The organism is Allocellulophaga tsushimaensis (genome assembly GCF_055383085.1).
Genome location: NZ_AP039451.1, coordinates 823,231 through 836,356, shown reverse-complemented (window position 1 = coordinate 836,356; position 13,126 = coordinate 823,231). Strand labels below are relative to the sequence as shown.

Here is a 13,126-nt window from a genome sequence, read left to right as displayed (position 1 = left end):
AAACTACAATATATACTTGAGTGATACACTGCTGTAAAAGTTTCTATTGTTACTAGGATAAAAATAACGCGGTTCATTACCTCCAAAAGATTGTGCATTAATTAGTACTAATTGGGAGTAAGTACTATCAAAAATATTATTGATACCAGCAGTGATTTTTAAAAAGAAATTTGGTGTAATTTTTTTTTGATACCCGAAATTGGCATTAAAAACCGAAAATGGATCACTTGAAAGCGTATTAGCATCTGTAAGTGGAATGCCACTCACATATTGGCTTGTAATATTTGTAAAAAAATCATTATAAAACTGTCCTTTAATACCAGATACTAAGTTGTGTTTTGGAACTCCCGTCAATGGATTTCCAGAAAAATCATCATCATCATCAATAAAGGAAACAAATTTGTGAAGGTTTAAAGTATAATTAGTAAAACGAGATATTTTTATATTTGGTCCTAAAGTAAAAGCATAATTAATGGATAATTCTAAACCGTTATGTTTTGTTTTTCCAGCATTTCTACCAATAAACTGATCGTTTCCAATACGCTGTGCAACCAAAAGATTTCTAACATCCATATGATATACAGATGCATTAATTTCTAAGCGTTTATCTTTAAAAAATAGATTGGTTCCTATTTCATAACTAGTACCTGTTTCTTGGTTGATATCTGGATTTATAATACCGTCTGGTGTTAAGGTTTCTTCTAAAGTAGGGTTAGAAAAACCACGACTTACGTTGGCAAATATATTCTGATGTTTTAAAAAACGATAATTTACATTTAAGCTTGGAAGTAGAATGGCTTTAAAATTACGTTGCGCACTTTGATTTGCCACACCTTCATTAAATAAATCTCTATAATTATATTGCGTTTTATTGATACTTAAACCCAATTGTGTAGACCAGGAATTGTTTAAATGCAGAAGTAAAGATCCAAAAGTGTTTAACTGGTTTCTAAACTCTTTATTTTTTGCAAACAAATTACCTTGTAAACTTCCATTACCATTATTTTCTCTAAATAAATTTTCAAACTCATTCCAACTATACTCATCTTTAGAAAGCTCCATACCTATATTGTATGAGCTAGATTTGTTGAATAAGGTAAACTTTCCAAAAAATCTACTTCTAAGACCATAACCATTTGTAAATTCATCTAAAATACCAAAGGGCCGTGCTTCAAAATGATCTAAATAGCTATAAAAAATACTAGTAGTATTATTAATTTTATTGTTAAGATTTAAGGTGTAAGATAGTCCTAATAAGCTATAATTATTAGCTTCAAAACCTTGCGATGCTCTCCAAATAAAAGTGGCTTGCCTTGGGTTTTCATTAAATGCCGTAATCCCTAAAGAGCTGGGGATTTGTGCCGTATAATCTACATGATTTAGAAGAAAAGTAATTTTATTTTTAGGGTTTATTTTATAAGAAGCGTTTAAGAGGATACCATCACGTTCAAAATTATTATTCTCTCTGTAGCCATCATTTTCTAAATGTCCATAACTTAAGTCTAAAGCAAATTTATTTTCGGTATGAGAAAAAGAAAAATTATTTTTAATCAAGTTGTATGAACCTACAGTAAAATTAGTATTAAAAACAGTAGATTTTCCTGAAGTCTTTTTTGAGTTTAATAGTATGGCACCACCCAAATTTGTGCCATAAGAACTGCCTTTGGGTCCTTTTATAACTTCAATTTGACTTAAATTTTCTAGGTCATAGGTTTCAATAGTAGAAAAACCACTACCATCTGTAACAGGAATATCATTATAATATAATCTTAATTTATCTGTGCCAAATAAAGTTCTTGCACCAATACCTCTAATAGTAATTCTATTGGTATTTAAGGCTCCAGAAAGTGCATACACTCCAGGGATTTGATTAATAGAAGAAATAGCGTCAATTGGGCTATAATTATTAAAAACGTTTGCTCCTATAATTTTAGAAGCTATAATACCTGTTGCATTTTTAGTTTTAGCATGCTCCGTAAGAATTACTTCATTTAAAACTGTTACACTATCTTTTTTACTAACTTTTTGAGCAAAAGAATAGTAAACCTGGAAGAATAAAATAAAAATGAGCCAAATATGTTTCATTAAAAAAATATAAGGCTCAAAATTATGTATTATATATGATTATATCATTATTTACTTGAGTAAAGAGTAGATTTAAAATCGATATCCTAGGGTTACGCCTCCACGAGATACCACATCAACCCCAGAATTATTGTCATTAAAAAAATTACGCCCCAAACCAGTATAAATATCTACAGTAAAACCTTTTTTAGAAACAAACTTCCCGCCAACAGAAATCCCTAAAGCAAAATCTGTGAAATTTTCATCGGACATAGTTCCATTATTAAAAAAGAAAGGATCACGCTCATGTGTATTTAACATTCCAAAGCCTTCTACAAAAAATCCTTTTGCATATCCTTTAGAAAAATACCTGCGGTAATAGGGTGTTATTGAAAATTGCCGAATAAAGTCAAGAATTTCATCATCTCCTGGACTAACAAAAACGCTTATGCCCACAGAAGACTCTTCATCTATAACTCTTTCATAGGCAATATCTATTGCTTTAAAAGCAATAAGGTTTAATGCATTAATTTTAAGTTCATTCAAATTTTTGGGCTTATCTGAATTGACTTCTTGAGCATTTATTTGTGTTAAATACAGAATGGCTACTAGAGTTAAAAAAATACTTTTCTTCATCTTTAATTTTATTTAGATTAAATAGCAATAGTAAGATACAAAAAATGTAAAACGTTGCGTGAAGTGCTTATAATTTAAAATCGATATCCAACAGAAAGACCCGCTTTCACAATAAAATTATTAATAAGGGGATCATCTTTTACATTTCTTCCAAAACCACCATTAATCTCTACAGTAATTTTTTGGCTATTCGTAACCCATTTATAACCAGCTCCTAAACCGATAGCAAAATTATTATAATCATTACTAAATGTTGTTCGTGTATTTACATCAGTACTGATTACTTCTCCACTATAATACAACCCAAAAGCTTCACCAAAGCCTCCACTTTTAGGATCATAACCAAAATAAGCTCTAAAATTAGCACCTATTCCAAAATTACCATTATAATCTGTAGCATCATTATCAAAATATAAAGTACCTCCAAAACTAGTATCATCACTTAAATAGTATTCATAAGAACCTTCTATTGTAGAATTTGCTAAGAAAAGTCCAAAATTTAATTTAATTTCTTGTTGCCCATCGTTAAAATATGCTTGAGCATTTGATAAATAACCAGTTAAAAGCATTAATATGAACACTACTTTTTGCATGATTTTTTTGTTTTGTAAGAGTTGTATAATTATTTAAGACCGTAAAACTAAACATATAACTAGATTTTTAGTATTTTTTTTGAATTAAATGTTCTAAATAAAGAATTAAGGTGCTCACTTTTTCTTGTAAGAAACATTCCTTATTTTCGGGAAAAATATGGCAAATGAAGATAGTTTCTTACAATGTAAATGGAATTAGAGCGGCACTTAAAAAAGGGTTTCTAGAATGGCTGCAAAGTGTAAATCCAGATGTTATTTGTTTACAGGAAATAAAAGCAAACGAAGAACAATTAGATGTTACTTTATTTGAAAATGCTGGGTATAAATATCATTATTGGTACAGTGCTCAAAAAAAAGGCTATAGTGGTGTTGCAATCTTATCTAAAGTAAAACCAGATCATGTGGTATTTGGTACTGGTATAGATTATATGGATTTTGAAGGGAGAAATATAAGAGCAGATTTTAATGATATTTCTGTAATGAGTATGTATTTACCATCTGCATCTAATACAGATCGCTTGGATTTTAAATTAAAATATATGGCAGACTTGCAAGACTATATAAATAATTTAAAAACAGAACACCCTAATTTAATTGTTTTAGGCGATTATAATATATGTCATGAAGCGATTGATATTCATAATCCCGTTGGTTTAAAGAATGTTTCTGGGTTTTTACCAGTAGAAAGAGAATGGATCGGAAATTTTATAGCTAGTGGTTTTATAGACAGTTTCCGACATTTTAATACGGAACCAGACAATTATACCTGGTGGAGTTATAGAGCAAATGCAAGAAATAATAATAAAGGTTGGCGTTTAGACTATGCTATGGTAAGTAATACATTAGAAAGCCGACTTAAGCGATCAGTTATTTTATCTGAGGCAAAACATAGCGATCATTGTCCTATTCTTGTAGAGATAGAAAAATAATATTGAAAACACACAAGAATTATAGTTTTTGAAATTGAATTAAAGCATTATTTTTATGAAGTATACCAAACTTCCACATACAGATATTAAAGTGAGTAAAATTTGTTTAGGCACCATGACCTGGGGTAAACAAAATACAGAGACTGAAGGGCATGAACAAATGGATTATGCTTTAGATCAAGGTGTTAATTTCTTTGATACAGCCGAATTATATCCAATACCAGCACATGCCGATAGATATGCAGATACAGAAAAAATTATAGGAACTTGGTTTAAAAAAAATAGAAACAGAGATAAGGTTGTTTTGGCAAGTAAAATTGCTGGTAGAGCAGATTTTACAAAATTCATACGGACTACAGGCTTTGCTAAAGAATCTATTATTAATGCTGTAAATGGTAGTTTAAAACGTTTACAAACAGATTATATAGATTTATATCAATTACATTGGCCAGAACGAAAAACTAACTTTTTTGGGCAACGTGGTTTTACGTATGACCCAACCGATTTATGGGAAGATAATTTTCATGAAGTATTGCATACGCTAGGAAATTTAGTAAAAGAAGGCAAAATTAGACAGATAGGTATTTCTAACGAGAATCCTTGGGGAACAATGCGCTATTTAGAAGAAAGCAAAGTTCATAATTTGCCTAGAGCTATTACCATACAAAACCCTTATAGCTTATTAAATAGATTATTCGAAGCTGGTTCTGCTGAAGTTTCTATGAGGGAAAATATAGGGCTTTTAGCCTATTCCCCTTTAGGTTTTGGAGTCCTTAGTGGTAAATATTTGGGTGATAGAATGCCAGATGGTTCACGAATAGCATTATTTCCTAATTACAATAGATATCTAAACGAAAATGCAGTAAAAGCAACTCAAAAATATTATGAGTTGGCACAAGCTAATGATCTTAGTTTGGCGCAAATGTCGCTAGCATATGTAAATACAAGACCTTTTTTAACAAGCAATATTATTGGCGCTACTAAAATGAGCCAATTAAAAGAAAATATTGCTAGTATAGATGTAAACTTAACAAAAGAGATTTTAGAAAGGATAGAGGAAATTCATAATGAAATTCCCAATCCGGCACCTTAAAAGTATTATTTAAAGAGATTTGATTTTAACCTGTCAAATAAATGTTTCTTAGATAGAATTGCCTGTGTAATTTAATTATAACTTGCTTTAAAACCGTAATGCTACCCAAAAAGATCTTCTGCAACATCTTCTATTTTAGCAACTAAAGCAATACGTATAGCCGCTTTTATAGTAGGTATTTTATTGTTTTTAGAAACGTAGATGGTATGGAACCCTAATTTATCAGCTTCTAAAATACGCTGCTCAACGCGTTGTACTGGCCTCACTTCACCCGCTAAACCTACTTCTGCTGCAAAGCAAACTCCTTTTTCTATAGGAATGTCTGCATTACTAGAAAGTATAGCTGCTATAACGGCTAAATCTATTGCAGGATCATCAACAGAAATACCACCTGTAATATTTAAAAACACATCTTTTGCAGCGAGCTTAAAACCAGCTCTCTTTTCCAAAACGGCCAGTAGCATATTTAAACGCTTGGCATTATAACCAGTTGTGGAACGTTGCGGGGTGCCATATACTGCCGTACTTACCAATGCCTGAATCTCAATCATTAAAGGACGCATGCCTTCTACTGTAGAGGCAATTGCGGTACCACTTAGGCCTTCATCATTCTTTGAAATTAAAATTTCTGAAGGATTGTTTACTTCTCGTAATCCACTTCCCTGCATTTCATAGATCCCTAATTCTGATGTAGAACCAAACCTGTTTTTTAAAGAGCGTAGAATTCTATATACATAATTTCGGTCTCCCTCAAACTGTAAAACGCTATCTACCATATGCTCTAAAATTTTGGGACCCGCAATAGAACCATCTTTGGTAATATGACCAATTAAAATAACAGGGGTATTGGTTTCTTTCGCAAATTTTATAAGTTCAGCGGTACACTCTCTTATTTGAGAAATACTTCCAGAAGCGGATTCTATATGATCGGAGTGTAAAGTCTGTATAGAATCTATGACCACAATATCTGGTTCAGTAGCTTCTATTTGTCTAAAAATATTTTGTGTTTTAGTTTCGGTAAGAATAAGGCATGTTTCGCTATTTGGAAAAATACGATCGGCACGCATTTTTATTTGTTTTTGACTTTCTTCCCCAGAAACATATAAGGTTTTGTAGGGGAGTTTTAAGGCTATTTGAAGCAATAAAGTACTTTTTCCAATACCGGGTTCGCCCCCTAAAAGTGTTAGCGAACCAGGAACTAATCCACCACCTAAAACCCTATTGAATTCTAAATCATAGGTATTAAGCCTAATTTCTTTTTCGGTACTTATTTCATTAACACGGAGTGGTTTGGCTATTTTTTTTGCAGAAGCAGAAGGAGCTTTCCAGCTTGTTTTTTCTTCTTTTTGGATCACTTCTTCTACAACAGTGTTCCATTCTCTACATCCAGAACATTGCCCTACCCATTTTGCAAATTGCGTTCCGCAATTTTGGCAAAAAAATGCTGTTTTTGTTTTAGCCATTCTCGTTTGTTGCCGTTTTGCGCTAAAGGTAGAAAAAAGTGTTTAGTAGTTTAAGAGTTTATAAGTTTAAAATGTTTTTACATGATAGAATTACAAAACATTAATACCCAAAATCAGCTTTTAAGCCATCAATTTTTTCTAAAGCCATTTCTTTAGTTAAGAAATCTATTTCTTCCATGCCAAATGCTTTTTCAAATGCTTTAAATGCTTTTTTAGGTTTGCCAATTTGTTCAAGATATTCGGCCTCAAAATAAAAACCAAGCATGGTTTCTGGGTATTGTTTTTTACAGATATCAGAAAGGGGCTTTAACGATTCAATATCTTCTTTCTTATTAATGGCGGAATAAATAGCCATAATATCATTTAAGCCTACTTCTTTCTTAAAACCAAATAAGGTTTCAATAACATCATATTTATTGGTTAAATAATCAATTACAGGTTCTTCGGATTTTAAAATTTTGGTTTTGTATTCTGTTGGGCTTATTGGTTTAAACATCTTAAACACATTATTAAAAGCCTTGCTAATTCCGTAAGTAGCTACAGCCACTTCGTCTGCATCTTCATAAATATCAAAAAAATAATTTAAATTTTCTTTTTGTATTGCTTTAATACCAGTATTTAGGTCAATTGCTTGCTTGTCTTTTTTAGCACTTTTCCCATCAAGTATTAAATGATAAAATAAAGTTTGTTCCAACGCATTTAAACGTTCTGGGAGCCTGGTTTCCATTTCGGGTGCTAGTACAGGAGCAATACTGACATATGAGTTAAAAAGCGATTTTTCTTTAAAAAGATAAAAATTTTCAAAATTTGCAGTAATGCCATATCCAAAAAGCATTTTAAAGGATGCTGTATTATAACTGGCTTCAACATATGGTATCAATTCTGTGCCAATAAATTCAAAAAACTGCGCTCCTTTTTCACTTGGTAAACCTTGCTCATCGTATGCACAATCATCTAATCTAAGATTGCCTTCGCTTTGGTTTACTCCTATAATAATAGCCTGTGGCATCCCCTGAAATTTATGATAAAATTTAGCAGTAGCTACAACATTTTCAAATAGATATTCAGCATCTAAAACCAATATAATAGGATATTTTTTTTCATCTGTATAATCCTCAGGAATATAGTAATTTACATCTCGTCTTTCTTGGAGTTTATAAGATTCAAATGTTTCTTGTTTTATTTGCGCGTTACAAACTAAGCAAACAAAAAGAGTGCATACAAAAAGTATCCGTTTCATAAAAAATTGGCTTATGGGGTTATTTCCTATTCAATAACGGTAATAGTAGAAAAGATATTGCACCAAAAACAACAAGCATTAAGGTTTGCGAAATCCACATGATCCAGCCATACGCATCGCCAGAAACAGCGCTTATTCCGTAGGCTACAAGAACTTTACTGACCACTATAGGAAAAAGCCCTAAGCCCCCATTTGTGGCTGACATGGCAAAAGCACCAGCTATAAAAGCTACTAAAAGTTGACTAATGGAAAGAGCTATGGTTTCAGCTACTGTAAATTTTATAATCCAAAACATAGCTACATAAGCGCACCATATAAAGAGGGTGTGAAAAACAAAAGCCCATTTGTGTTTCATTTTAAAAATACTCAATACGCCATCTTGCATTCCTTTTAGGAATTTTTTTATTTTTAAAGCAAAAGAATGGGTAGATTTTTTAATGATCTGAATTGCAATAAAAAGGCCCGTAATTCCTATAAAGAGTATGGTTGCTAAACCGATTAACCCAACACCATTTTCTTCAAGTATTTTTATAATAATATCTGTTTGTAATACTAATGCTATTACTATAATTAACAGTAACATTAGTAAATCTAGAACTCTTTCTGTAACTATAGTTCCAAATCCTTTTTCAAAAGGCACATTCTCATAGCTTGCTAGAGCGGTTGACCTTAATACTTCACCAGATCTAAAAATCAGTGCATTAGCAAAATAAGACAGAAATATAATAAGGATATTATTTCTTAGTTTTGGTTTATAACCCAGTGGTTCTAATAAATAATTCCAACGTATGGCTCTGGAAACATGACTTAAGACCCCAAGTAAAATGGAAAGGCTTACCCAGAATAAATCCGCTTCTTTAATATATTTTATAATTTGTATTCTATCCTCAGGAGAAGTAACGCTATAAGAATAATATACCAAAAAAAGACCTATAGCTATTGGTAGTACTATTTTTAAAGCTTTTTTAATAGTAGTTTTCAAAAAAACTTTAGTTTAATAAATTATTCTCTTCGTTGGGGAAGACTAAAGAAGGATTAAATTTTTTGGCTTCATCAATATCCATTCTAGCATAGGTAATTAAAATAAGAACATCACCAACCGCTACTTTTCTTGAGGCAGCGCCATTTAAGGTAATTTCACCACTTTTCCGTGGCCCAGGAATTGCATAGGTTTCTAAACGTTCTCCGTTAGAATTATTTACAATTTGTACTTTTTCACCACGAATTATATTAGCGGCATCCATTAAATCTTCATCAATAGTAATACTACCAATATAATTTAAATCAGCTCCAGTAACTTTTACGCGATGAATTTTAGATTTTACAACTTCTATTTGCATACTACAAAGTTAATAAATTTAGAGTGCAATGTTATCTATTAATCGTACATCATCTGCAAAAACAGCAACAAAGGCTCTATACTTTTTATGTTTAGATTTTCTTTTTATTGGTTGTAATGTTTTTTCATCAACAATCTGAATGTATTCTAACGTTAAATTCTCTTGTTTTAAAAACTGTTTTTTTACCCAACTTATAATTTCTAAAGCACTTTTTGTGCCAAACTTTTTCTTTGCTTCTGCCAGCGTTTTATATATAAAACTTGCTTCTTGGCGTACTTTGTTAGAAAGTCTTTCGTTTCTAGAGCTCATCGCTAAGCCACTAGATTCTCTAACGATAGGGCAACCTATAATTTGCACAGGTATTTTCTGAATTTCAACCAGCTTTTTTATAATTTGTAATTGTTGAAAATCTTTTTCTCCAAAATAAGCTTTATGGGGTTGTATAGAAATTAATAATTCTTCTACTATAGTCCCTACACCATCAAAATGACCCTCTCTAAATTCCCCTTCCATAACCCTGTCTAGTCCATCAAAATTATATGATTTAGCAGCAATATTTTCTGAATAAATCTCATTTACAGAAGGCGCATAGATAATAATGTCATTAGAAATGGATTCTATTTTAATAATATCGTCTTTTAAAGTTTTAGGATATTTTTCTAAATCTTCTGAATTGTTAAACTGTGTGGGGTTAACAAAAATACTAACGACTACAATTTTATTTTCTCTGTAAGCCTTTTCAATAAGCGAAATATGGCCTTGGTGGAGTGCTCCCATTGTAGGTACTAAGCCTATGGTTTCAGATTTAGAAGTATATGAATTTAATACATTTTTTAAAGCAGTTTTAGACTGGAACAATGGCATATTTAAGTAATTAGAGCTAGCAAACATATATAATTACTCCTAATCTACATAATTTTTGTAATTTTGCACCCACGCCAATACGGCAAATAAAATATAGCTTTTATGAAAGGTAAAAAGATATTGTTTGTATCTTCAGAATTAGTCCCTTATTTACCTCAGAACGAGGTTTCCTTAATGTCTTATGAAACACCAAAGATGGTCAACAGCAATGGAGGCCAGATACGGATATTTATGCCAAGATTTGGAAATATAAATGAACGCCGTCATCAATTACATGAAGTGATCAGATTATCTGGTATGAACTTGGTCATCAATGATATGGATATGCCATTAATTATAAAAGTTGCCTCTATTCCCAAAGAACGGATACAGGTTTATTTTATAGATAATGAAGAATATTTTAAAAGGAAAGCAACATTTACCGATGAAAATGGGGCACTTTTTTCTGATAATGATGAGCGCGCAATATTTTTTGCAAAGGGTATTGTTGAAACAGTTAAGAAATTAAATTGGTCTCCAGATATTATACACATTCACGGCTGGATGGCTTCATTAGTGCCATTATACTTAAAGAAATATTATGCAGATGAACCTTTATTTGCGGAGAGTAAAGTCGTTACTTCTGTATATTCAAAAGGATTTGACGGTCAGTTAGATAATGAGATCGCTTCTAAAATTGCTTTTGATGAGATTAAAGAGGAGAGTATTGCTTCATTAACAACGCCAGACTATAATAATTTGTTAAAAGTTGCTGTAGATCATTCAGATGCTGTTATTTTAGCATCGGAAGAGATTCCAGAAGACTTAGAAAACCATATTGCCAACCTTCAAAAACCAGTGCTACCCTATGTGCCATTTCATGAATTTGAAGAGGCATATGTAAATTTCTATGACACTGAAGTCTTAAAATAATAAAAAATGACGTTATTTAGAAGATATGCTTTTCCTGCTTTCGCAGGTTTGGCACTAGTGTTAGGTTTTGTTTCTTGTGAGGAAGACTTAACTACAATTGGAGGCGAATTAGTAAGTGAAGAACCCTTTGAGTTCAATACAGCAACGTATCCTGTTTTTGTTAAAAATAGAAAAATAAATGCAGTAAGCACAAACAGACTGCCTGCATACCAATTGGGTACCTACATAGACCCAATATATGGTAAAACTGAAGCCAGAATTACATCACAAATACAACTAAGTACAATTGCCCCAACTTTTGGAGATATTTCGCAGGAACAGGAAGGTACTGATGATAATATTAATGAAATGGAAATGGTCAAAGAGGTATTTTTGTTTATTCCTTTTTTAACGGATACTAGAGATGATGATGGTGATGGCGTAGATAATGAATTTGATAATGATTCTAATGACCCTAATAGTGATGAAGATGGAGATGGCTTAACTGATAACGAAGAAAGAATTGCTGGAACTGATCCATTTAATGATGATACAGATGGAGATACTATTTTAGATGGTGCTGATGATAATACAATGGTAAGTAGATTTCCTCGGAGTTTTAAATTAGATAGTATTTTTGTGAAATCAAGAATAGTACCACAAGATACCCTCCTTATAACTTCCTTTAATTTAAAGGTAGAAAGCTCTAATTTCTTTTTAAGAGACTTAGATCCAGATTCTAATTTTACAACAGCACAGGAATATTTTTCAAATAATACCGATATCACAACATTTGTTGGAGAAACTTTATATGATGATACAGTTACTATAACGGATAAAGAAGTAGTTACATTTAATGATGTTGAAGATGACCCAGATACGGATGATGATGAGTCTATGGTACTTGACCAAAGCAGAAGCTATGTGCCTGGAATAAGAGTTCCTTTAGATGTTGCATTTTTTCAGGCAAATATTATAGAAAAAGAAGGAGATGAAGTATTAGCTGATAATACTAATTTTAGAAATTTTTTACGTGGAATTCATTTATCGATTGATGAAAATCCAGGAAATGAAATTTTCATGATGCTTAATATGAGCGCTGCTAATATTACTATAATTTATGAACACCAGAGTGTAAATAATCAAGGTACAATAGATGATGCTAGCGATGACACAATAGAAACCTTAGAAAAGAACTATGTTCTTAATTTTATTACACAACAATCGGCAGACGGTAGTACTCTAGCTTCAGGTAATGCGGTAAACACTTTTGTAAATGACGCTTATCCACCTGAAATTACTGCCGCTATAAATGCAGATATAGCTGCAACTGATAAAATTTATTTAAAAGGCGGAGCCGGTTCATATGCAGAAATTAATTTATTTGATATCGCAGATAATGGGTTGGGGGCAATTAATGAAATAAGAACAAACAATTGGATTGTTAATGAGGCTAGTTTAGTTTTTTATGTTGACCAATCACAAATAGGTAGTAGTGCTATTGAACCAGAAAGGCTATATTTATTTACCTTAACAGATAATTTGCCATTAGTTGATGTTGCAAGAGAATTACCGATTCAATTTGAAACACCGTATAACGTTTTTCCTTCATATGATGGCGTTTTAGAAACAGATGAAGAAGGTAACTCATTTTATAGAATAAGAATTACCGATTATGTTAACGATTTAGTAATTAGGGGTGAACAAAATGTAACTCTTGGGCTTACGGTAACATCAGATATTAGAAATTTTTCAGCATCAAATGTAATCTTACCTATTGAAGGCGAACAAAGATTACCAGTAATGTCAAATGTAAATCCATTAGGAACTGTTCTTTTTGGTGCTAATGAAACAGATTTAACCAAAAGGCTTCAATTAGAAATTTCTTACACCAAAGCAAACTAATTATAAGTAAAAATATACCATTTATAAGTATTTTTGCGTTATACAGCCAAAATATCATTTGTTTTCTGTTTGCTAATGTATCTTTGAACAGAAGATATCAATTATATA

Annotated in this window: 12 protein-coding genes; 4 read left to right on the top strand and 8 right to left on the bottom strand. The window is 31.7% G+C overall.

The window, feature by feature from the left end; translation table 11 throughout:
* Positions 1–3: 3 nt before the first annotated feature.
* From ACZ451_RS03735 to ACZ451_RS03725, 3 genes are all read right to left on the bottom strand, one after another.
* Positions 4–2,085 (bottom strand): TonB-dependent receptor family protein, encoded by a 2,082-nt coding sequence (locus tag ACZ451_RS03735; RefSeq protein WP_464215754.1) that lies wholly within the window; start codon positions 2,083–2,085, stop codon positions 4–6.
* Positions 2,086–2,157: 72 nt separating this feature from the next.
* Entirely contained in the window at positions 2,158–2,700 is a 543-nt protein-coding gene (locus tag ACZ451_RS03730; protein ID WP_464215753.1) for a DUF3575 domain-containing protein, read from the bottom strand.
* Between the two features lie 74 nt (positions 2,701–2,774).
* Positions 2,775–3,293 carry a hypothetical protein gene (locus ACZ451_RS03725; protein WP_464215752.1) on the bottom strand — a complete coding sequence of 173 codons (519 nt, stop codon included), beginning with the start codon at positions 3,291–3,293 and terminating at the stop codon, positions 2,775–2,777.
* A gap of 164 nt (positions 3,294–3,457) precedes the next feature.
* On the opposite strand from ACZ451_RS03725, the gene ACZ451_RS03720 reads away from it, so the two are divergent.
* Both ACZ451_RS03720 and ACZ451_RS03715 read left to right on the top strand, forming a co-directional pair.
* Positions 3,458–4,222, top strand: a complete 765-nt coding sequence (locus tag ACZ451_RS03720; RefSeq protein ID WP_464215751.1) for an exodeoxyribonuclease III — start codon at positions 3,458–3,460, stop codon at positions 4,220–4,222.
* A gap of 55 nt (positions 4,223–4,277) precedes the next feature.
* The gene (locus tag ACZ451_RS03715) at positions 4,278–5,315 is read left to right on the top strand and encodes an aldo/keto reductase (protein WP_464215750.1); all 1,038 of its coding nucleotides are present in this window, start codon (positions 4,278–4,280) and stop codon (positions 5,313–5,315) included.
* Positions 5,316–5,416: 101 nt separating this feature from the next.
* Here ACZ451_RS03715 and radA read toward each other — a convergent pair whose 3' ends face one another.
* The 5 genes from radA to panC all read right to left on the bottom strand — a co-directional run bounded on the left by radA (position 5,417) and on the right by panC (position 10,222).
* Positions 5,417–6,778, bottom strand: coding sequence for a DNA repair protein RadA (gene radA / locus ACZ451_RS03710; protein WP_464215749.1), 1,362 nt, complete (start codon positions 6,776–6,778; stop codon positions 5,417–5,419).
* A gap of 100 nt (positions 6,779–6,878) precedes the next feature.
* Entirely contained in the window at positions 6,879–8,018 is a 1,140-nt protein-coding gene (locus ACZ451_RS03705) for an alpha/beta hydrolase (RefSeq protein WP_464215748.1), read from the bottom strand.
* A 19-nt stretch (positions 8,019–8,037) separates the two neighbouring features.
* Positions 8,038–9,000 carry a lysylphosphatidylglycerol synthase transmembrane domain-containing protein gene (locus ACZ451_RS03700; RefSeq protein WP_464215747.1) on the bottom strand — a complete coding sequence of 321 codons (963 nt, stop codon included), beginning with the start codon at positions 8,998–9,000 and terminating at the stop codon, positions 8,038–8,040.
* A 7-nt stretch (positions 9,001–9,007) separates the two neighbouring features.
* Complete coding sequence (gene panD, locus ACZ451_RS03695; RefSeq protein ID WP_464215746.1) at positions 9,008–9,358, bottom strand: aspartate 1-decarboxylase; 351 nt, start codon at positions 9,356–9,358, stop codon at positions 9,008–9,010.
* 18 nt (positions 9,359–9,376) lie between these two features.
* Positions 9,377–10,222, bottom strand: coding sequence for a pantoate--beta-alanine ligase (gene panC / locus ACZ451_RS03690; RefSeq protein WP_464215745.1), 846 nt, complete (start codon positions 10,220–10,222; stop codon positions 9,377–9,379).
* A 102-nt stretch (positions 10,223–10,324) separates the two neighbouring features.
* Between panC and ACZ451_RS03685 the strand changes: the two genes are divergently transcribed.
* A complete protein-coding gene (locus ACZ451_RS03685; RefSeq protein WP_464215744.1) occupies positions 10,325–11,134 on the top strand; it encodes a glycogen/starch synthase in 810 nt (269 codons plus the stop codon).
* A 6-nt stretch (positions 11,135–11,140) separates the two neighbouring features.
* Complete coding sequence (locus tag ACZ451_RS03680; protein ID WP_464215743.1) at positions 11,141–13,018, top strand: DUF4270 domain-containing protein; 1,878 nt, start codon at positions 11,141–11,143, stop codon at positions 13,016–13,018.
* Positions 13,019–13,126 lie beyond the last annotated feature (108 nt).